20 protein-coding genes and 7 tRNA genes are annotated in these 20,835 nt (G+C 59.2%); 8 read left to right on the top strand and 19 right to left on the bottom strand.

Annotated features, from left to right (window positions below; genetic code table 11):
- Position 1 precedes the first annotated feature (1 nt).
- On the bottom strand, positions 2 to 757 hold the full coding sequence (locus tag M5J09_RS03810) for a YebC/PmpR family DNA-binding transcriptional regulator (protein ID WP_042531118.1): 756 nt from the start codon (positions 755 to 757) through the stop codon (positions 2 to 4).
- A gap of 84 nt (positions 758 to 841) precedes the next feature.
- Entirely contained in the window at positions 842 to 1,705 is an 864-nt protein-coding gene (locus tag M5J09_RS03805; protein ID WP_257157002.1) for an acyl-CoA thioesterase II, read from the bottom strand.
- A 103-nt stretch (positions 1,706 to 1,808) separates the two neighbouring features.
- Between M5J09_RS03805 and M5J09_RS03800 the strand changes: the two genes are divergently transcribed.
- A complete protein-coding gene (locus M5J09_RS03800; protein ID WP_257157001.1) occupies positions 1,809 to 2,291 on the top strand; it encodes a DUF3817 domain-containing protein in 483 nt (160 codons plus the stop codon).
- Complete coding sequence (locus M5J09_RS03795; RefSeq protein WP_257157000.1) at positions 2,275 to 3,540, top strand: glycosyltransferase 87 family protein; 1,266 nt, start codon at positions 2,275 to 2,277, stop codon at positions 3,538 to 3,540. The genes M5J09_RS03800 and M5J09_RS03795 overlap by 17 nt, the downstream gene beginning before the upstream one ends.
- Here the strand turns inward: M5J09_RS03795 and M5J09_RS03790 are convergent.
- The 16 genes from M5J09_RS03790 to M5J09_RS03715 all read right to left on the bottom strand — a co-directional run bounded on the left by M5J09_RS03790 (position 3,537) and on the right by M5J09_RS03715 (position 15,275).
- Complete coding sequence (locus M5J09_RS03790) at positions 3,537 to 3,995, bottom strand: hypothetical protein (RefSeq protein ID WP_070537179.1); 459 nt, start codon at positions 3,993 to 3,995, stop codon at positions 3,537 to 3,539. The two genes, M5J09_RS03795 and M5J09_RS03790, sit on opposite strands and share 4 nt — an antisense overlap.
- Positions 3,996 to 5,111: a glycosyltransferase family 4 protein gene (locus M5J09_RS03785; RefSeq protein ID WP_257156999.1), complete on the bottom strand. Its 1,116-nt coding sequence runs from the start codon at positions 5,109 to 5,111 to the stop codon at positions 3,996 to 3,998.
- Positions 5,112 to 5,126: 15 nt separating this feature from the next.
- A complete protein-coding gene (locus M5J09_RS03780; RefSeq protein ID WP_257156998.1) occupies positions 5,127 to 6,056 on the bottom strand; it encodes a phosphatidylinositol mannoside acyltransferase in 930 nt (309 codons plus the stop codon).
- A gap of 32 nt (positions 6,057 to 6,088) precedes the next feature.
- Positions 6,089 to 6,715: a phosphatidylinositol phosphate synthase gene (gene pgsA / locus M5J09_RS03775; protein WP_042531131.1), complete on the bottom strand. Its 627-nt coding sequence runs from the start codon at positions 6,713 to 6,715 to the stop codon at positions 6,089 to 6,091.
- A complete protein-coding gene (locus tag M5J09_RS03770) occupies positions 6,708 to 7,286 on the bottom strand; it encodes an HIT domain-containing protein (protein WP_257156997.1) in 579 nt (192 codons plus the stop codon). Before M5J09_RS03770 ends, pgsA begins: the two co-directional genes overlap by 8 nt.
- 54 nt (positions 7,287 to 7,340) lie before the next feature.
- Entirely contained in the window at positions 7,341 to 9,404 is a 2,064-nt protein-coding gene (thrS, locus tag M5J09_RS03765; RefSeq protein WP_042531135.1) for a threonine--tRNA ligase, read from the bottom strand.
- Positions 9,405 to 9,497: 93 nt separating this feature from the next.
- Positions 9,498 to 10,763, bottom strand: coding sequence for a Dyp-type peroxidase (locus M5J09_RS03760; protein WP_257156996.1), 1,266 nt, complete (start codon positions 10,761 to 10,763; stop codon positions 9,498 to 9,500).
- 62 nt (positions 10,764 to 10,825) lie between these two features.
- Positions 10,826 to 11,530, bottom strand: a complete 705-nt coding sequence (locus M5J09_RS03755) for a copper chaperone PCu(A)C (RefSeq protein ID WP_257156995.1) — start codon at positions 11,528 to 11,530, stop codon at positions 10,826 to 10,828.
- Between the two features lie 68 nt (positions 11,531 to 11,598).
- Positions 11,599 to 12,201, bottom strand: a complete 603-nt coding sequence (locus M5J09_RS03750; RefSeq protein ID WP_257156994.1) for a copper resistance protein CopC — start codon at positions 12,199 to 12,201, stop codon at positions 11,599 to 11,601.
- A gap of 198 nt (positions 12,202 to 12,399) precedes the next feature.
- The gene (locus M5J09_RS03745; protein WP_257156993.1) at positions 12,400 to 14,484 is read right to left on the bottom strand and encodes a VWA domain-containing protein; all 2,085 of its coding nucleotides are present in this window, start codon (positions 14,482 to 14,484) and stop codon (positions 12,400 to 12,402) included.
- Between the two features lie 163 nt (positions 14,485 to 14,647).
- Positions 14,648 to 14,723, bottom strand: a tRNA-Gly gene (locus tag M5J09_RS03740).
- 44 nt (positions 14,724 to 14,767) lie between these two features.
- Positions 14,768 to 14,839: transfer RNA gene (locus M5J09_RS03735), tRNA-Val, on the bottom strand.
- Between the two features lie 33 nt (positions 14,840 to 14,872).
- Positions 14,873 to 14,943 (bottom strand) — tRNA-Cys (locus M5J09_RS03730).
- A 31-nt stretch (positions 14,944 to 14,974) separates the two neighbouring features.
- Positions 14,975 to 15,050 (bottom strand) — tRNA-Gly (locus tag M5J09_RS03725).
- A gap of 38 nt (positions 15,051 to 15,088) precedes the next feature.
- Positions 15,089 to 15,160, bottom strand: a tRNA-Val gene (locus tag M5J09_RS03720).
- Positions 15,161 to 15,199: 39 nt separating this feature from the next.
- Positions 15,200 to 15,275: transfer RNA gene (locus tag M5J09_RS03715), tRNA-Gly, on the bottom strand.
- 306 nt (positions 15,276 to 15,581) lie between these two features.
- On the opposite strand from M5J09_RS03715, the gene M5J09_RS03710 reads away from it, so the two are divergent.
- The 4 genes from M5J09_RS03710 (at position 15,582) to msrB (ending at position 18,021) form a co-directional block, all read left to right on the top strand.
- Positions 15,582 to 15,653, top strand: a tRNA-Val gene (locus M5J09_RS03710).
- A gap of 99 nt (positions 15,654 to 15,752) precedes the next feature.
- Positions 15,753 to 16,403, top strand: coding sequence for a dihydrofolate reductase family protein (locus tag M5J09_RS03705; protein ID WP_257156992.1), 651 nt, complete (start codon positions 15,753 to 15,755; stop codon positions 16,401 to 16,403).
- 11 nt (positions 16,404 to 16,414) lie between these two features.
- Positions 16,415 to 17,611, top strand: a complete 1,197-nt coding sequence (locus M5J09_RS03700; RefSeq protein ID WP_257156991.1) for a glycosyltransferase family 87 protein — start codon at positions 16,415 to 16,417, stop codon at positions 17,609 to 17,611.
- Positions 17,608 to 18,021, top strand: coding sequence for a peptide-methionine (R)-S-oxide reductase MsrB (gene msrB / locus M5J09_RS03695; RefSeq protein ID WP_042531146.1), 414 nt, complete (start codon positions 17,608 to 17,610; stop codon positions 18,019 to 18,021). The genes M5J09_RS03700 and msrB overlap by 4 nt, the downstream gene beginning before the upstream one ends.
- A gap of 37 nt (positions 18,022 to 18,058) precedes the next feature.
- On the opposite strand, the gene hemQ is transcribed toward msrB, so the two are convergent.
- Positions 18,059 to 18,760: a hydrogen peroxide-dependent heme synthase gene (gene hemQ / locus M5J09_RS03690; RefSeq protein ID WP_239178799.1), complete on the bottom strand. Its 702-nt coding sequence runs from the start codon at positions 18,758 to 18,760 to the stop codon at positions 18,059 to 18,061.
- Positions 18,761 to 18,937: 177 nt separating this feature from the next.
- Here hemQ and M5J09_RS03685 point away from each other — a divergent pair, with 177 nt between their 5' ends.
- Both M5J09_RS03685 and M5J09_RS03680 read left to right on the top strand, forming a co-directional pair.
- Complete coding sequence (locus M5J09_RS03685) at positions 18,938 to 19,552, top strand: DUF3000 domain-containing protein (protein WP_042533289.1); 615 nt, start codon at positions 18,938 to 18,940, stop codon at positions 19,550 to 19,552.
- A 39-nt stretch (positions 19,553 to 19,591) separates the two neighbouring features.
- Positions 19,592 to 20,824, top strand: coding sequence for an HRDC domain-containing protein (locus tag M5J09_RS03680; RefSeq protein WP_257156990.1), 1,233 nt, complete (start codon positions 19,592 to 19,594; stop codon positions 20,822 to 20,824).
- Positions 20,825 to 20,835: the final 11 nt, after the last annotated feature.

The following is a 20,835-nucleotide window of genomic DNA, read 5'->3' as shown; positions in this document are numbered from 1 at the left end:
TCTAGTCAGCATCGAGCTCAGCGACGACCTCATCGCTGAGATCCATGTTGGTGTACACGTTCTGGACATCGTCAGAGTCCTCGAGCGCGTCGATGAGGCGGAAAATCTTACGTGCGTCATCGGCCTGCAGCGGCACCTCAACAGAGGCGCGGAAGTCGGTATCGGTGTCATCGACCTCAATATCGGCTTCTCCCAGAGCCTCGCGCACAGCCGGAATATCACCCGGGGCGCAGGTAATCTCGAACTTCTCGCCGTTATCCTTGACTTCTTCTGCACCGGCTTCCAGTACGGCGAGGAGAATGTCATCCTCGCTCTGCTCGCCCTTCTCTACGAAGACAAGGCCGGTGCGCGAGAACATGTAGGCCACAGAGCCCGACTCACCCAGGTTGCCGCCGTTCTTGGACATCGCCGTGCGAACGTCGGTAGCAGCGCGGTTGCGGTTATCCGTCAGGCACTCGATGAGCATGGCCACACCATTAGGGCCATAGCCTTCGTACATAATGGTTTCCCAGTCGGCACCGCCAGCTTCCTCGCCGGAGCCACGCTTGCGGGCGCGCTCAATGTTGTCATTCGGAACCGAGGCCTTCTTGGCCTTCTTAATCATGTCATCGAGGGTGGGGTTTGCCGCGGGATCGCCGCCGCCGGTGCGTGCCGCGACCTCGATGTTCTTAATCAGCTTGGCAAACTCCTTGCCACGCTTGGCATCGTTAGCCGCCTTCTTGTGCTTGGTAGTTGCCCATTTGGAGTGGCCTGACATGTCATCCCTTTCGACGTGGATGTGTGAAACTGTTGCAATTATACGGCCCCACCGCCGCCCCCATCACACGGGGTGCCCCGCTTTTTACACGTTCTGCCAGTTGCCGTTCGCTGTCGTTGCGTCGACGTCATCCCGAAGAGTGCGGGTCAGCCCTTCTTGCATGGCCACGGCGACGAGCTCACCGCGCTGGTTGAAAATCTTGCCTTGCGCCAAGCCCGTACCCGTCTGAGCCGACGGCGACGTCTGGGAATAAAGCATCCACTCATCCGCTCGCACAGGGCGCAGGAACCACAGCGAATGGTCCAAACTCGCCAACTGAATGCGGTCGCCTTGGTGAGGGAGGAGCGCGGTGCGGATGAGTGTCATGTCTGACATGTACAGAAGTGCCGCTTGGTGAAGGGACTGGGGGGCGTCGGCAAGCAAGGCCCCTGTGTTGCGGAACCAAATGTGGCGGAAACCCGCGCCCGTCGCTTCCGCGGCGGCGGCATCACGATCGTCCTCCGGAACTAAGCGAACGTCCCAATCCTCCCATTCCTTGAGGATAATGCGAGTGGAATAGGGTGATTCCGTGATAGTTTCCGGGGCGGGAACCACGGGCATGGGGCCCTGGTGGTTCGGCCCAGTGTCGCCTGATTTATGAAAACTGGCGATGAGCACAAAAATGAGCCGTTCGTCCTGATAGACGCGCACATGCCGGGTGGCAAAAGAGCGCCCATCGCGCACCCGCTCCACGCGGATAGTCGTAGGCTGGCTGGAATCGCCAGGGCCCACAAAATAGCAGTGCAGGGAATGAGCGAGCTTTCCCTCGACGGTGAGCTGCGCCGCATGAAGTGCCTGCGCCATCGTTTGGCCACCAAATGTTCGTTCAATGTAGGAGGGAACAACGGGGCTGCGGAACTCAACGTCGCTCACCTGCTGAATATTTACCGCCTGAGCCACCGATGCCATTATCCACTCCTCACTTTCACACCTTTATGGCACGTGCCACACTAACTTCGCCCATACTACTCATAGGCTGGTCTGCCCCCGGATCATGCGTAGTATGTTCCGCATGACTTCAACCACTCCGCATAGCGTGCACCGCGTGGCCGCCTACCTCGAGATGTTTACGTGGTCGCTGCTCATTGTGTCGATGATCCTCAAGTACTCCGGCACCACCGCAGCGCTAACCCCCTTTGCAGGCGGTATCCACGGCTTCGGCTTCCTGTGCTTCCTACTCATGACGGCCCTGGTGTGGATTAACAACCGCTGGTCATTCGGCGTCGGAGTCCTTGGCCTCGTGGTCACAGTCATCCCGTTTGCCGCGCTTCCCTTTGCCATCTGGGTGTCCAAGCGCGGCCTCGTTGACGGCCCGTGGCGCTTCGCTGATGATGCTGAGCCGCACGGTTTCTTCGACAAGATTCTGGCGCAAGCTGTTCGCCACCCAGCTCGCACTGCCATCATCGGCCTCCTTGTCGTAGCCATCGTCTTTAGCGTCCTGCTAATGCTCGGCCCACCCGTCGATGTCGAGTCCGCCATTGAAAATAATCGCTAAAGTCCCTGCTGTATGGGCCGGCTGGACTGCGGCCAGAGTCCTCCTCATCGCCTTGCTCCTCGGCAACACCATGCCCGCGGGGGATCTCTACTACTACTTGGAAGGCGTCTACGGTGAGGATCCCTCCGCCATGACGGAGTATCCACAGCCGGGAACGTGGCCAACCATTATCCTCGCGTGGCTTACGGGTGATAACGGCGACACGTATCGCGTGGCGTTTACGCTCATGATGCTGCTTGCTGACGCCCTCTTCCTCGCCCTTCTCCTTCGCAACAATCACCAACAGCGGTCTGTTTTTGCAGCCGCGTGGTTCTGGGTTTTCTTTGGAACGGCAGTCGGCCATGTCTTTGTCTGGCGCCTCGATTTGTATCCCGGGCTACTCGTTGCAGGTGCTGGTGCTCTGCTCGCCACTCGGCCCCGCATTGCCTCTGCTCTTTTGGCCTGGGCCACAGCGGTCAAACTGTGGCCGGGTGTTTTGGCCGCGGGCTTGGTCGGCCGTTCGACCTCGCGGTCGTCGTGGCAGCGCCTCGCGTCCTTCTTCGGCGCTTTCCTCGCGATCTGCGCGGCGGTCGCCTGCTTCAGCGGTGTGGAACGACTGTTCTCTCCCCTGACCTATCAGGGCGAGCGCGGCCTTCAGATTGAATCTCTCGCTGCCACGTTGTTTGTCTATCGGGCTCACCATCATCCAGGCGTGTGGGAGATGAACTACGCCGCCTCCAAGAGCTATGAAATCACCGGACCCGGTGTGGAGACCGCCCTAACCTTCAGCACCATTGCTCTAGCATGCGTCCTGGTGTGGATACTGGCCGTGGCTGCCGTGCGGTTTATTCGCGGCGGGTGGGATCCTCGTTCTACCGTGGTTTTCTTTCTTGCCGCCATTGTCCTGCTCATCGCTACAAACAAGGTGTTTTCCCCGCAATACATTGTGTGGATCGGCCCTATTCTTGCCGTAGCTATCCGCACGGAAGTGCCTCTAGAGTCCGAGGCAGATCGGCGCCTAGCGCCACAGCGCACTGTTCTGAGAACCAGCATGGCTGCTCTCACGATTGGGGCAGCAGCGCTGGGAGCATACATTTACCCCTATGGCTACGATTATGTGTGGTTCTACGTGGGCGAGCAGGCTGCCCCCGTCTACGCACTCGTTGCTCGCAACGTGCTTATCCTCATCATGGCCGTCCTCGCACTTGTTTGGCACCGCCTAGAGTTTGGCGCCGCACGGATCGCAGAACGAGCGCCGCAGGTGGCTTAGACCTCTATCTGGTTGAGCTCAAAGAACTCCGGAAGCTTTGCCGTGCCACCCAATCGCAGCCACTTCACCGCCGGACGCAGGCGCAGCGCACGAGTATCGCTCACCGCCTCGTTGTAGAAGCGGTGAGCAAGATGGATGCGCCCTTCGGCGTCGGCAAGCAACGCGGGGAGTGTGTCAAAACGCTGCGCAAGCGCTGTGGACAGCTCACGTTCCCGAGTCGTGCGCTCATCGAAGTGACCTTGGACTAGCTCCGTGGACTCAGCACGGCTAGCGAGCGGCGCCAATTCGGGGGCGAGCGCACTCACCACAGCTGCACGTCTATCCAGAGTCGCCTCCAGTTGTGCCAAGGCCGCATCAGTGCGGATATGGAGGGAATTGAGGCGCTGGGCGGTAAACAGCGCCCACATCGCGATGATGATCACCACGGCCAGAATGATGACTAGTTCAATGGCCACTTATTTCACCCGAACCTTCGTGCCATCAGCGACGGTTTCATACACACGCATGACCGCGGCGGCGACATGATCCCAGTCATAGTCACGCGCGCGTTGAGTACCCGCTTGCGTCAAGGCGGCGCGCTTGTCTGGACTCCTCACGAGCTCCTCCAATACCCGGGCCAAATCCGTGGCGTCACCATTCCGGAAGAGCACGCCAGCAGGTTCCTCGGACTCGCTGTTGCACACCGCCGCGAAGGCCTCCAGATCCGAGGCCACCACGGCGCAGCCAGCAGCCATGGCCTCCACGAGCACGATGCCAAAACTTTCTCCACCCGTGTTGGGGGCAACATAAATATCCGCCCGCCCCAGGATGGCTGCCTTTTCTGCATCACTAACGCGCCCCACGAAGTCCACGCCGGGAACGGTGCGCGGGTGCCCGCCCCCCATGACGGTTACGCGCACCTTGTCGGGAAGAAGAGTAAGTGCTTCGAGGAGAATGTCCAAGCCTTTTCGCGGTTCATCGAGGCGCCCCAAGAACACAATCTCCACAGGCTTCTCGCTGTCCACGTCGTCCCAAACGCGTGCGTTGGATTGTTGACGCTCACGGGCATACACCGACGTGTCCACGCCGTTTGGAATGAGGACGGGGTCACCTCCGAGTTGCTCCACCTGCCAGCGACGCGCCATCTCCGACACCGCAATCCCTCCCCGGATCTTCTCCAGGTACGGACGAAGGAATGGCTTGGCGAGGGTCAAGATGAGTGAGCTGGAGGCCGAAGCGTGATAGGTGGCCACGATAGGCCCGTGAACCATGGCCAAGGCCGCCATGGAGTAGCTCGGTGAGTTCGGCTCGTGAATGTGCAGGACATCAAAGTTCCCCTCACGGATGAAGCGCTTGACGTTACGGCCAACGTGCGGTCCCATGGCCAGTCGCGCGACGGAGCCGTTGTACGTCAGAGGGATCGCCCAGCCACCCTTACGCACGAAGCTGGGCACCTGCGTGCTTGACGACGCCGGCCCCAGCACCTCCACATCATGGCCCTGTTCGATAAACACTGTGGCCAAATCAAGGATGTGGGCCTGAACGCCGCCCGGCTCATCAAAAGAATAGGGGCAGACAATACCGATCCGCATGGTCGTCTCCTCTCCTTACTTTGTCAGCCTAGGCGGTCGGCGACGCTGCATCTGACGTAACTGGCGGCGCCTATCCACATCCTCATTCCACTGTGGCTGCAGCATGTGCCAATCTGTCGGGTGCTGACGAATGTTCTCGGCAAAACCATCGGCCATGCGCTGGCAGGTTTCCTGCAGCGTCGTAACCTCCACTTCTGGGCTGACAGTAAGGCCCCAGCCCTCACCATCGAAGAAGGAATGCACCACATGAAGTGCGGCCCCGGTTTCTATGGCGAGTTGCGCTGGACCGGCAGCAACGTTGGCCTCCTCCCCCATGAAATCCACAGTCACGCCCGTCCGGGTGAGGTCGCGGTCGGCCAGTAGGCAGACCACGCCACTACGCTCCAACGTTTCTTTGAGGCGCGGGTACGGCGAGGCGGAGCCTCCGGTCAAGGGCACGACGGTGAAGCCGAGGCTCTCGCGGTAATCCACGAAGGCGTCGAAAAGCACCTCCGGCTTCACTCGCTCGGCGACTGTAGTGAATCCGCCGTAGTGGTTCACACAAAACACGCCCGCCATATCCCAGTTGCCTGAATGCGGCAAGGCAAAGATGACCCCGCGCCCCGAGGCGATCGAGGCATCCGAATGCTCCTTGCCTCGCATGCCCGTCAGCAGGCGTTCATGGAGCCGAGGATCGGAATGAATCGCAGGAAGGCGGAAAGCCTCGAGCCAATAGCGCATGTAGGAGCGCATAGAATCCCGCACGAGTTCGCGGGTGACGTTTTCGGGTCCGACGACGCGGCTCAGGTTACGGCGCAACTGCTCCATGCCTTTGCCGTTATCACTGGCATAGTCAGCACCCCGCTCAAAGAGCCACGCAGCTAGGGGCCGCGGAAGGTAGCGCACAATACGCCAGCAGGCAATATATCCGGCGGCAGCAAGGCGCTCCCGATCCATGAATGCCATTGCGAGTCTCTCCCTCTCAGGTCAGAATTGCTTTAAAGGTCCTTCATGAAACGGGACTTGGTGTCCTGGCGCGCTGCTTGCCGCATCCTCTGATAGATGGTGAACAATGAGCCTACCGCCAGCAGCCACAGCGAAATTTCCAGGGCATACGGGACGCCGAGGCCTTCCAGCCCCACGCCGCCCAGACCAAGAATAAGGCGCTCAGGTCTTTCGACGAGCCCGCCAACCATGGTGAAACCGGAAGCCTCACCGCGGGCCTTGACATAGGAGATCACCTGAGAGCTGACCAACACCACCATGCAGGCGGCGAAATTCACGGGGTGAGCATGATCGACATACACCATCCAATAAGCAATCGCAGCGAAGAGTGCCCCATCTGTGATGCGATCACAGGAGGCATCGAGCGTTGCGCCAAACTTCGAACCACCCGTCGTCAGGCGCGCCATTGTGCCGTCGAGCATGTCAAAAGCGGCGAAAAGGCCTGACAAGACTGCTGCCGCAAAGAGGTGATCCAGCGGTATAAGGATGACGGAAATAGCGATAGTAACAATGGTTCCGACCACGGTCACTACGTTTGGCGTCAAGCCCATCTTGAGGAACAGCTTGGCCACGGGTACTACGACCACGGCGGCGGGCTTGCGCCCATGAACACTAAGCATGCGCTTCTCCTGGAATGAGTCCCTCGGCGGCGAGCTCCTCCCACCCCTGCGCCAGCAGGGAGCGGGTATCTTTGAGGAGCTGGGGCAGCACTTTGACTCCATCCACAATAGTCATGAAATTAGAATCTCCACTCCAGCGCGGCACAATATGCATGTGGAGATGCTGACCCACAGATCCTCCCGAGGCGCGTCCCAGGTTAAACCCAGCATTAACCGCGTCTGGGCCAGACACCTTCTTGAGAACCCGGATCGCCGCCTGGGCAAACTGGAAGAGTTCGCGCGACTCTGCGTCAGTCAGGTTCTCCAGCTCGGATTCCTGACGGTACGGGATGACCATCATGTGGCCAGCGTTGTAGGGGTACAGGTTGAGCACGCAATATACAAGCTCACCGCGGGCCACGATGAGGCCGTCTTCATCCGACATCTGCGGGATCTCCACAAACGGATTGTGGGCTGTCTTCGGCACGTCACCGGATCCGCCTTCCCGCTTGATGTAGCTCATGCGGTACGGCGCCCACAGGCGCTCTAGGCGGTCGGGGGTTCCCAGGCCGGTATCGACGTACTCTTCCACTCTTCGTTGTCTCCCTTCAGCGGTTCTTATGATGTCCTCTCAACCATGTCGCGTCTAGACGCGCTCGGCGATGGTGTCCTTGGTCGGCTGGTCATTGTTGCGCTCACGGACCCACGCCTCAATGACGTTCACCGCGGCATCCACCGGCACACCGTTGACCTGGGTGCCATCGAGGAAACGGAAGGACACGGCACCGGCTTCCACATCGCGTTCACCGGCCAGCAGCATGAACGGCACCTTGCCGGTGGTGTGGTTGCGAATCTTCTTTTGCATGCGGTCATCGGACGTATCGACGTCGGCACGTAGGCCGCGAGCGCGGAGCTGTGCACACACGTCTTCGAGGTGCGGCGCAAAAGTATCGGCAACGGGGATGCCGACCACCTGGTGCGGAGCAAGCCAAGCCGGGAAGGCACCTGCGTAGTGCTCAAGAAGCACGCCGAAGAAGCGCTCGATAGAACCGAAGAGCGCGCGGTGAATCATGATCGGGCGCTGCTTGGTGCCATCGGACGCGGTGTACTCCAGCTCAAAGCGCTCCGGCAGGTTGAAGTCCAACTGCACGGTGGACATCTGCCAGGTACGGCCGATGGCGTCACGGGCCTGGACGGAAATCTTCGGGCCGTAGAATGCGGCACCCGCCGGGTCCGGGACCAGGTCAAGGCCAGACTTTTCTGCCACCGACTGCAAGATCCGAGTAGAGCGCTCCCAAATTTCATCGGAGCCGACATACTTATTCGGATCCTTGGTGGACAGCTCCAGGTAGAAATCATCCAAGCCGTAGTCCTTGAGCAGGGAGATGATGAACTCCAGCACCTTGGTTAGCTCTTCCTCGAGCTGCTCGGGGGTGCAGTAAATGTGGGAGTCATCCTGGGTAAAGCCACGCGCACGAGTCAGGCCATGGATCACGCCGGACTTCTCGTAGCGGTAGACCGTACCGAACTCGAAGAGGCGCAGCGGCAGCTCACGGTAGGAGCGGCCGCGAGAGGCGAAGATGAGGTTGTGCATCGGGCAGTTCATCGGCTTGGCGTAGTAGTCCTGCGGCTGCTTGGTGCAGTTGCCTTCCTCATCCCATTCACCGTCAAGCTGCATCGGCGGGAACATACCATCGGCATAGAAATCAAGGTGACCAGACTTCTTAAACAGATCTCCCTTGGTCAGGTGCGGGGTGGACACGAAGGAGTAGCCGTCCGCGATGTGGCGGCGGCGCGAGTGCTCCTCCATTTCCATACGCACGGTAGCGCCGTTGGGGTGGAAGACCGGGAAGCCAGAACCGATCTCATCCGGGAAGGAGAAGAGATCCAGCTCGGCGCCGAGGCGGCGGTGGTCGCGCTTTTCTGCTTCTTCCACCATCGTCTTGTAAGACTCAAGCGCCTCCTTGGATTCGAAGGCGGTGCCGTAGATACGCTGCAGGCCAGCCTTGGACTGGTCACCTCGCCAGTAGGCAGCAGAGGAACGCGTCAGCGTAAACGCCGGGATGTACTTGGTGGTCGGCACGTGTGGGCCACGGCAAAGATCAAACCACTCCACCTCACCGGTGCGCGGGTTGATGTTGTCATAGTGGGTCAGGTCACCTGAGCCTACCTCAGCGGCCTCATCAGAATTCGGGTCCACGTTACCCTTGTCCTGCACTAGCTCCAGCTTGAAAGGTTCGTTCGCCAGTGCTTCTTCAGCTTCCTCAGTGCTGGCGTAAACGTGGCGCTCGAAGCGCTGACCACCCTTAATGATCTTCTTCATCCGCTTCTCAATCGCTTTGAGGTCTTCTGGGGTGAAGGGCTCTGCGGTCTGGAAGTCGAAGTAGAAACCATTCTCAATGGCGGGGCCAATGCCCAGTTTGGTGCCCGGGAATTCTGCCTGAACGGCCTGTGCCATGACGTGGCCACAGGAGTGGCGGATGACGGCACGTCCGTCTTCTTCGCAGGCGGCAACAGGCGTGAACTCGGCATCAGTATCCGGGGTGTGGGAGAGATCGTAGAGGGTGCCGTCAGCACCGCGGACAACGACGACTGCTTCGGGGCCCTTGTTCGGCAGCTCATGCTCGCGCATTGCTGCTCCCACGGCAGTACCGGCCGGGACCGTAATGGGCTCGTAGTTCACCGGGACTGCTGGAATCATTTCCGCCATGACCTGTTGCGCTCCTTTGCGCTCACGCGCCGCTCGACATACCTGGCCGAGCAGCACTCATCGAGAAAGTTACAGCGGCTTAGTCTACCCCTCTTAACTGCGGATGAGCGATTCGCCCCAGAAGGTTCCGCCATCAGTTCCGGCGGGTACATAGTAGACAGCGGAGCCAATATGGGTAATCCACTCATTGAGGCGATCCGCCTCATCAAGGCGAGTCTGAATGGGTTCAAACTGTTTCGACGGATCCTTCTGATAACAGATGAACACCAAACCTGCGTTGCTCAGCTCACCGCGGGCAGTGGTTTCTGGTGTGGGTGGAAGGTTGTAGTTAAACGCGCGGCGAAGGAGTTTCTGTTCAGGGTGATCCTTGGGCGGATGTGCACGGGCAACATGTGAGTTGGGGTCGATAGCTTTAAGCCCGAACTCATTGCGCGCATCCAAGTCCACGGGGTCGAATTCATCCTGAGCACCAATCGGCGCCCCAGTATCCAACGTGCGGCCGGTAGCCGTTTCGCGCGCGTCGCGGTCCAATTGCTCCCAGGTATCCAGATTCATATGGATACGGCGCACTACCATGGCGCTTCCCCCGGCAAAGGGCCCCTTCTCAATCCATACTTGTTCGGCGAAGTCCTTATCCTCGCGCGGATTCACGGTTCCATCTACTTGGCCGAAGAGGTTGCGCGCGGTGGTGCCCTTAGGGACGGAACCATAGGCGTGACTAAACCCTTGCTGCACCCACGCCACCTCGACATAGTCCTTGCCAGCGCGGACCATGTGCCGAAGAACATGGGCTGCCGTGAGGGGATCATCGCTGCAAATCTGCAACACAATGTCCGTCTGTCCCCATTCGGGGCGAAGATCATCGTGTGCGAAAGAGCGTAGAGGGCGCAGCCACTCAGGCTTCTCAGCACCTAGTACGTTGAACAAACCTTCACCCCAGCCACACGTGACGGTGAGGTTAGCTGGAGTCACGGCAAGTTCGGGTTCAAGGCTGCCTAGCGGGTTTTCACCTGTGCACAGACGACGAGCATCTTCAGTCCACAGCCTCATGAGTGCTGTTGCACCACGGGCGGAGGTTTCCTTCTTCAGCTTAAAACCCACCAGCTCCACGTGAGCTTGAATCGGGGTTTGGATTCCTGCTTGGTGCTGGCCATCAAAGGCGATGATGTCACCGCCCATGGTGTCTTCGACGCCTTCGGGACCCGTACTCCCGGCATCACCGGCTTGTGCTGAATCGGGGTTAGCCGCGATGCTGTCAGCGTCGTCTTGAGTACAGCTGGTCAAAGCCATTGCACTCGCGGCCACAGCACCGCCAGCGAGTAATCCGCGCCGGCTGACAGGTTCCTCGAACCCGCTCATTGTTCCCCTTTCTGTATGCGTCTTCTGCCCTATCGGGTTTCTACAGCCACGTGGCGGGCGTGTTAAGAGTGGTCAGCATGGCCAGCGTGCTCTGCATGATCGCCGTCGTCATGATGTTCGCCGTGATCTCCAGACTCCATGTGATCACCGTGGCCCATGTGGTCGCTGTGCCCGCTATGGTCCATGCCCTGCATGTCACCGTAGTTTTCATCACCGGCACCAATCGAACGAACAGGAATGTCACCAAGCTCTACTGAGGAACCGTCCTCGAGCTTGAGCGTCATCGTCACGGTTTCACCTGCCATGATTGGTTCGGCTACGCCCATGAGCATGAAATGGTAGCCACCGGGTTCGAGCTCGACAGACTCGCCGGCGGGGATGTCGAAACCATCGGCCTTTTCCTGCATGACACCGTCAACGACCTCATGAATCTGGTACTGCTTCGCCTCGATGGAAGAGGTAAAGCCTTCTACTTTGAGATCCTTGTCCGTGGTGTTGTGCAGCGTGCCGAAGATCGCAGTCATATCGGCACCTTCCTCCATTGCGCGCACGACGCCATCCTCAAAGGTAATGCTCGCGTCCTCGGAGCCGTCCTTCTGAGCAGCACTAGCATCCGCCGACGCCCCAGCGTCTGCGTCAGTAGTAATCCCAGCACTAGGAGTCGCTACGGTGGAATCTTCTTCGCTGTTCGAGCAACCGGACAAGGTCAGGCTAGCGGCGGCAAGAGCAGCCACGGAAGTACGAATAAAGGTACGGGATGTCAGCATGGGACATGCCTTTCTGAAGCGGGGTGTATGTAAGGAAAAGGGAAAAGTGCGAACGCCGAAACTGGCTCTTAGGATTCACCATTAGAACGTCGGGTCTTAGCGCCGAAGACGAAAACAACCGCTACCACGACGAGCACCGCACCAAGGCCAACGATCCACTTCGCTGGGCCAGACAGCGCGCTGAGCGGGGCGTCGGAATTTTCTTCTTGATTCTGACCGTTGCCTGCTTCGTCTGCGCCATCGGAGGAACTGCCTGCATCAGCGGTTTCCCCGGCGGAGGTATCACCATCTGAGGCAACGGTGAATTCAACAGATCCCAGCGTAGAGTGACCATCAGAGGACGTAATGCGAAAACCCACCTGGTAGTCGCCATCGCCGGGTTCAACGTCCTGGGGAACATCTACGGTGAGGTTGCGACCGTCAATGGTAGGTTCGGCGTCGAAAAGCACGGTTCCCGTGTCTTTCTCGCTGACAGCAAACGTGTTGAAGGTGTCCTTCGGGATGCCAGAGAACTCCAGCGTGATTTCCCGAGGGAACTCTTCGAGCGGAGCGTCACTCACCACGTTGCCACCAATAACCGAATCGTGGGCCACCGCCATCGGCGCAGAAAGGCCAAGCATGAGGCTTGTGGATCCGGCGGCGAGAGTGGTCATGACCTTACGCAGCTGCATCGTGTGGACAACTCCTTTGCTCGGATGAAACTTTTGATTGATGTTCCCTCATCCTATCGCCGGGAGGGACACGCTAGCCAATCCTTCCCCGCGCGGAATGCACGAGGTTACTCAGTAGTCGCTGAGACGAGGAAGAAAGTTCCCCGCCGCAGCGAAAGCTATTGAAAAAGGTTTCATCGCGAGCGTTTACTACACGTTTTACCTTCCACGGCCTCGGAGAAGAAATACCAGGAGGATGATGATGGCAAATAAGAGAATGAGTCCCGCCGCCCCCAAGGCGTAAAGAAGACCACTCATCATTTTGCCAGACTTGTCATCAGCACCACGGGCTTGGTCCTTCGTCTCTGTCTTGTTTTCGTCCGAAGGGCGTGGCTCTTCAGTCTTGTCACTGACAGGCTCATACTTCGGCCCCTGGATTGGGTCACCCAGCACCTTGGAGGTGAGGTAATACTTCATGGTGGCACGCTTGTCAGAGGGGTTATCTTCGCCCTCCCCCGATTCATCTCCCCTACCACTGTCCAAGGTCACCACAATGTAGTAATCACCCTCCAACCAGTTCGCGTTGCCATAGGAGTTCGCCGCATTTGAGCTGAAACGGTTGCTAAAAGCAACAGGCTTGGACGCCGAAGCTGACCCTTCGTCCCCCTCCTTGGGCCAGATTAAATTCTCAGGCTCCCCAGCTTCCTCCCGAACTGGATTGAGGATAGCCACGTCAAGGAATGAGTATTGGAGTGCCTGCTCGTCCGAGACCTCACCAGCTTTGATTGCGGCAGCCAACTGCTGGCCTTCCTTCATGGGGACCTTGTAGACGTGCGCTTCGCCCTGCACAATGTCGGTTTCGATGGTCTGTCCACTGCGAAGCTCCGCGGCATTGTTAAACCAGTTTCCGGGAGCCATCTGTTCAGCGCCGTTGGCGTTGGCATGGAGTTCACCGTCCAGCTCGCTGCTGAGACCGCTGACGAGTTCGTCCTTGTTGGATACTGGGTCAACGCGGTGAAGCAGGATCTCCACGTCAAAGGGCTCATCGACCTTGTATTCACCTGCTCGCATCGCGGTCAAAACCAAGTCGCCCTGGCAATTCTCGGAACCGATTTCGTAGGTATAAGCGCTAGCGCTAGGCAGGGCATCAGATCCGATACCAGGGAGCGCACTGTCCGAGTCAGCTGTGCACTCATCTGAGCCTTCGTCACCACCATGCGTGCCCGTCGGCGGTTTTGTGCCATCACCGAAAAACGTCTTCAAGTACAACCTATCCGGTGTTCCTACTGCTCCTTCGAGAGTCTTGTACATCGTCGCCACATAACGCTCGCCTGGTTTGACGGGGATAGACCATGACTCCGCGTGGAAGTCGGTGCGCGAATCCTTGCCGCCATTCGGCGGGGCATCCAACTCAGCCCGGAAGATGAAGTCCTCCCCGGACTCCCACCGCGGCAGCTCCGTAGGCGTTGAGATGTCTTCGCTACCCTCGATCTGTTCCACATTGGACTCATAAATGTTTGCCGCACGCCCAGCGGCCTTCTTAATCATTGCCGCCAGGGAATCTGCATCATCCGCGTCGAGATACTCGCCGCCTGCGGCATCTGCGATACAGGAAAGCTCCTTGCGAGCCTCCTCATCGACGTTAAAACCAATGGTGTTGATGACGAGGTCGATGCCCTTTTCATGGAGTTCTTTAGCCACCTCACATACTGGCGGCGGCGCGCAGGTGTCGATTCCGTCAGACACCAGCACGATGGTGCCGTGCTGGCCACCCAATTCCTCGGCTGCCTTTTTCAGGGAATCTCCAATCGGGGTATACCCCTTAGCCTGGAGTGCATCGATGGGACCTGTAAACGAATCCCCTACGTCCTTCTTAGGGCCGCTCACCACGTGAATATCGCGGCATCCTTCTTCTTGATTCTCCGGGGCCTCGTCGACCGTTCCGCCGTAGGTAACAAGCCCGAGCGGAATGGTTCCACCCAACTCATGTACAAAATTCTTGGTCGCGTCTTTTGCTGCATCCAGACGCGTCTGACCACCAGCATCTTGCGCGTTCATGGAACCAGAGGAATCCAACACCAACATTGTTGCACCACTGTTTTCATCCACGGGAGCGACTTCCTCAGAGCGCGGGACCGAAGATGTTTCAGAGGCGGAAGAATCCGAATCAGTTACACCAGTGGGGTTCTGTGCGCGGGCAGGAACTACGGCTGCCCCTAGTGTCCCCAAGAACACCAGCAGCGTAACAAAGATAAGAGCAAGCCAGCGCTGACCTGGTGCTGATCGTGTGGGCAGAGTTGTCATAGAGAGGTGTCCACTTCCTTGAAATGAGATGGTTGTGATAAACACCATAGACAAAAGACTCAGAAGCGTCCCTCGCTGTGGGGAAGGTTCCCCCGCCACCCGCCTGCGGCGTGATGAAAAGATTGAAGGGCGTCTTACCATTTGTGGAAAGACGCCCTTTTCGTGGAGCGGATGACGAGACTCGAACTCGCGACCCTCACCTTGGCAAGGTGATGCGCTACCAACTGCGCTACATCCGCGTGGCAAGCAGAAGCTTGCCGCGGGCTCCTCTAAGGAAACCCTGTGCGCGATACTGGGATTGAACCAGTGACCTCTTCCGTGTCAGGGAAGCGCTCTCCCGCTGAGCTAAACGCGCTCGCAGCACCCTAGAGTGGGCGCCAGCATTTTGAGGTGGAAACGGGAATCGAACCCGTGTGCACGGTTTTGCAGACCGTTGCCTCACCACTCGGCCATTCCACCGTGGCGATACCGCCTCACACACTACATGTGCTGGAGCGGATGACGAGACTCGAACTCGCGACCCTCACCTTGGCAAGGTGATGCGCTACCAACTGCGCTACATCCGCATTCGAAACCAGGCCCGGTTTCTAGGACAAAGTCCTTGTGCGCGATACTGGGATTGAACCAGTGACCTCTTCCGTGTCAGGGAAGCGCTCTCCCGCTGAGCTAAACGCGCTTATGGTGTTATCAAGGCCTGCCACACTAATGGAAGCCTTGGAGCGGATGACGAGACTCGAACTCGCGACCCTCACCTTGGCAAGGTGATGCGCTACCAACTGCGCTACATCCGCATTGCACGTTCCCGGCTGGTGTGCCGTGGTGCGAGTAGAAACATTATCGTGCGCCGCCGCAGTTTCCAAATCCGCAGCCCACGGCAACATTTCCGACCCTCCCTTACAGTCGCAGCTTACATCGTTGTGATTGGGGCTGTTGGTGCCCGCTGTTGCCCGCCCCCACGATACTGAGCGCCCCACGATACTGAGACTACGACGGCCGCACCGAGCCAGACCGAAACCAAGCTAATCCTCCGAAAGTATGGTTGAGCTGGACGATTAGGCCGTTATCTGACACGCGGTGTAGCTTAAGGGCTGCACCAAGGTTCTATAGCTCAGTGGGAGAGCGTTCCGTTCACACCGGAAAGGTCGCTGGTTCAATCCCAGCTAGGACCACAGCTTAAACCGCAGCCTAGCTGCGGTTTTCTCGTTTTCATACCCACCGAACATGACACCACACAAAAGGTTCCGCCCAAACACGTAGGCTGGGACATCATGAGTGACACCACATTGATTGACACGCTGCTTGGCCCCGACAGCGAGGGAGTTCGCCTCATCGCCGTCAGTACACTGCACGGCTCAGCCACTATTGATGGCACGTCCGACCCCATGGGCAACGAGGCCGATGGAGAGCTTTTTGCCGCGCTACGCGAGTGGGCAGATGTTGCTGTGGTGGGGTCGGGAACGGTGAAGGCGGAGGGATATGAGGCGGCGACAAGCACGCGCCTAGCCGTATTGAGCCAGTCACTCGACTTTGCAGGATTCGAAGAGTTCGTCGCCGGCGGCCCCATTATCCTGACCCCCGAGGAGCGCATGGCGTCCGCCGAAGCACAGCAATTAGCAGCTGCCGGCGCGGAGCTCGTGAGCACCGGAACCGGAAGCGTCACCGAAGTCATCGCTGCACTGCGCGAACGCGGCGCAACGCGCATCTCCTGTGAGGGCGGGCCATCCATCTACTCCGCGTTCATCGAATCCGGACTACTGGATAAGCTCTATCTGACCATAGATCCACATATCTCGCCATCCGTGGAGAAGCCCGTTGTGGACGGCACTGCCACCTCCCCGGCACTACGACTGGAGCTGGAGAACGCCACACCCGTCGACAGCACGGTGTTTCTGCGCTACCGGCGCATATCCACCCCGTAAACTCTCATGTCGTGACTTCTCTGGCCCCACCTTCCCCGACCACTGCCCGCCTGTGGACAGCCGCCGCGTGGCCGGCCGCCGTCATACTGGTGCTTCACCGAGTCTTCGTGCTCGCGTTTACCGGCACGGTGACGGATGATTTCGGCACGGTTTACCGCGCTATTCGCCGCTTCTGGGAGGGCATTCCTGTGTATGAACAGGACTACTCCTCCGTGGAGCCGCTGTATCTCTACAACCCTGGAGCAACGCTCCTCCTCTCCCCCATGGGGGCAGTGTCCGAGGAATACGCGCGCTACGCCTTCATCCTCGCCAACGCAGCAGCCATCATCGCAGCCTTAGCGCTCCTGACGCGCTACGTGGGGCGCAGTCTGCGCGGGCCCGTATGGCCGGTCAGCATCGCAGCGGCCTTCGCCACAGAATCTGTTGCCAACACCCTTGTTTTCACTAACATCAACGGCCTGTTATTACTCGCCATGGCCGCGTTCCTCGTGCTGCTAGATCGGCACAGCTGGGCCGCAGGTCTCTGCATCGGGCTGGCCATCCTTGTTAAGCCCCAATTCGCACCCCTACTTTTCCTCGCGCTCATTCACAAGCGCTGGTGGGCACTGGGCCTCGGCATAACCGTTCCTGTAGTTACCAACCTGATTGCTTGGCCACTTGTTCCTGGCACGGAAGGCTTCCGCGCGCACCTTCTCCCTTACCTAGCCACCACCCGCGACTACGCGAACGCGTCTTGGCCGGGCGTACGAGCTTACTTTGATCTGCCAGGTACGCTTTATTACCCCATCTGGCTGTTCTTCGCCCTGCTCTGCGCTGCAGCCATCCTTGGGCTTCTACGCTGGCGAGACTCCGAGCCCGAATTCTGGGCACTGAGCACCACCGGAATCATCATGGTCGGTATTTTCTTTCTCTCCTCCCTGGGCCAGCAGTACTATTCCATGTGGCTCTTCCCCATGATGTTCACGGTGCTGCTAACGCGTTCGGCATTTCACTCGTGGGGTGCATGGCTAGCAGCAATTTTATTCTTGGGGCCGTTCGAGTGGACGTCGTCAAGCATGCCCACCGCAGCACAGTGGATGAGCGTCTTCATCGCCACTATCGGCTGGGGATTGCTCATTATTGTCACCGCGTCGTCCGTCGCCGGCTGGTGGACAGCAGAGCGCAGTACTGGCCCGCGGCCTAGAGCGGACGATAAAATCCGAGCATGACCAATTTTAAGCTCATTGCAGATACCGAATGGCGCAAGCGGCTTTCACCCGAAGAGTATTACGTCCTGCGCGAAGCCGGCACCGAACCGCCACACGTTGGCGAATACACCAACACCACCACCGAGGGCGTGTACTCCTGCAAAGCGTGCGGCGCAGAACTTTTCCGCTCGACCGAAAAATTCGAGTCGCACTGCGGCTGGCCGTCGTTCTTCTCCCCGCTTGCCGGCGACACAGTCATTGAGCGCGAGGACAACTCACTCGGTATGCGCCGTATCGAGGTGCTCTGCGCGAATTGCGAGTCACACTTGGGCCATGTCTTTGAAGGCGAGGGGTACGATACTCCGACCGATCTTCGCTACTGCATCAACTCGATCTGCCTCGACCTTGAAGAAAAGCCGGTGGAAGACTAAACCTCCCACCGGCTTCGCACGGTAGCCTTCGCGCACCTTAAGGCAAGATTTCCATCAGCTCGGCGACGTCCTTAACACGGCGGCCGGTGTGGAACGGAATCTCCTCGCGCACGTGGTGACGGGCCTCGGTGTAGCGCATGAGATACATCAGATCCACGATGCGGTGCAGCTCCGGGGCTTCAAAAGCGAGAATCCATTCATAATCCCCCAAGGCGAAAGCTGGCACGGTGTTAGCGCGCACATCCGGGTAGTCGCGCGCCTGCATACCGTGCTCCATAAGGATCCGGCGGCGCTTCTCCTCATCCATGGTGTACCAATCATAAGAGCGCACGAATGGGTACACTGAAATCCACTCGCCCGGCTCCTCGCCCATGATGAAGGACGGCAGATGCGACTTGTTGAACTCGGCTGGGCGGTGTAGCGCGTTACCAACCCACGTCACTTCGGAAACCTGCCCCAGGACGGTCTCACGGCGGAAGTCAGCAAAGGCCTTCTGAATATCAGCAAACTCCTCCGCATGCCACCAAATCATAAAGTCAGCGGACTCACGCATGCCGGACAGGTCATAGATACCACGCACGGTAACCACACCGGTCTCTGCCAGATCAGAAAAGAACTTCTGCGCCTGTGCGATAGCGTCTTGACGCTCCGAGCCCAATGCACCAGGGATGACCTGAAATACCGCGTGCTGCGAATACCGCTGGACCTTGTTGAGCTCGTTGAAGTTGACCTTCGACATGCGTAATCTCCTTGCTCGGAAGCGACTGAATTTCTTATCCATCATAAGTTGTAGGCCCAGCCTTGCGCCACTAGCCTACGGCGCGCCTTCCCCCTCCACGGGCGTAGAGCTAATACCTTGTTCCCCGTGAGCAATTCTGACGTTTCTTCGCGCACCCGGGCAGGGGCACCGACCAACCTGCATGATCGTGCCACCTCCGCCCCAGGTTCTCAGACTACAGAGCCCACGACTCCGGCTGCTTTCACTGAAGCCGTTGAGTCCCTTCATGCCGCGCAGCTTCGCCCTGAAATCACCCTGGGTACCATTCGTCCACCGCAGCGCCTTGCGCCGTTTAGCCACGCCATTGGTCTAGAGGTCTCGCGCGCGGGTCAGGACGCAGACATCGTTCCTACGGACTCCGAGGGTGACGCCTTCGGGCGCCTTATTCTTCTCCATGATCCAGGCGCTGAGGAAGCCTGGGAAGGCGCGATGCGCCTCGTGGCCTACATCCAAGCCGACTTGGACGATGCGGTTGCCGGGGATCCGCTTCTTCCCGACGTCGCCTGGGAATGGCTCACCGAATCCCTTGAGCTGCGTGAGGCTAGCCACACCAACTTGGGTGGCACGGTGACCTCGACCGCCTCTGTGCGCTTCGGCGAAATTGGTGGTCCGCCGCACGCCTACCAACTCGAGATGCGCGCCTCGTGGACCGCTGAGGGTCTCGACCTGGCCCCTCACGTGGAGGCCTTCGCACAGGTCCTGGCTCTTGTTGCCGGCCTTCCACCCGAAGGCGTGGCCGAGCTCGGCCGCTAAGCACTGCGCTTCGAGAAAGCTCACCAAGGAGGTCCAGGGATGACCGAACTGCGCCGCGTTCCTCGCGACGGCACGCCGAAGGTGTTGACGTCCCCGCGCGATTTCCAGGCCGCCGCGGCCCGCTTGGAGGCCGGCAGTGGGCCCTTCGCCATCGATACCGAACGCGCATCAGCATATCGCTTTGATGACCGTGCCTTCCTCGTCCAGATTCGACGAGAAGGCGCAGGTACTGTCCTGCTCGCCCCTGAACATCGCCGCCCTGATTTCACGGCAGCGCTCGCCCCAGTCCTCAATGGACAAGAGTGGGTCATTCACGCCGCGCCATCTGATCTTCCCTCCTTGGCATGGCTAGGCCTTTACCCGGGGACGCTCTTCGACACAGAGCTCGCCGCTCGCTTCGCTGGCTTCCCGCACCCCAACTTGGGAGCCATGGTGCTGGAGCTTTTCGACGTCGAACTGGAAAAAGGCTACGGCGATTCTGACTGGTCCGAAACCCCCATTCCGCGGCAGTGGCGCAACTATGCAGCGTTGGACGTAGAGCTCCTTAACGAGCTTGCTGTGACGCTGCGCGATATTCTCGCCGAGGAAGAAAAGCTGGATTGGGCCTACGAGGAGTTCGACCACATCGCAGCAGTACACGCCGACATCACCGCCCCAGAGCCGCGTTCGTGGCGTGATCTCAAGGGCGTGTCCTCACTCAGGTCACGTGAGCAACTCGCTGTGGCACGTGAACTGTGGCAGCGCCGCGAGTCCATCGCACGCTCGCAGGACGTTGCGCCCAACCGCCTCCTTCCCCACCGTGTTCTCGTTGAGATCGCTCGCCGGGTTCCTCGCACGCCCAGTGACATCAACAAGATCAAGGGCTTCCCGCGCCGCCGCGGTGGCGCCACCGTGCAGTGGCTGGATGCTGTCACCACGGCCACGTCGAGCCCCAAAGAAACCTGGCCCTCCCCGTTGCGCAGCCCCCGCCCAGTGCCGTCCAAGTCTGTCTTCACCCGCGAGTTTCCGGATCTCTGGGGGCTCTACCAGGAGATCCGCAGCGACGTCGAAGCACTGGGTGAGGAACTCACCATGAGTTATGAACTTATTCTCAAACCCAGCATCGTGCGCGCGGCAGTGTGGGCAGCTTTCGGCCCTGAGGGCGGTATTGCCGGCGAGATACGCGATCTGGACGATATCCCCGGATTCCTGCACGCTCAAGGTGCGCGCAACTGGCAAGTGGACTTAGCGACGCCGCTCATCGCTGACGGGCTCGACTCCTTCCGCGGCTAGCGCGAACGCAC

The sequence above is a fragment of the Corynebacterium sp. BF-R-2 genome (assembly GCF_024586525.1).
In the GTDB taxonomy this organism is placed as follows: domain Bacteria; phylum Actinomycetota; class Actinomycetes; order Mycobacteriales; family Mycobacteriaceae; genus Corynebacterium; species Corynebacterium singulare.
This window is presented reverse-complemented; position numbering and strand designations above follow the sequence as displayed.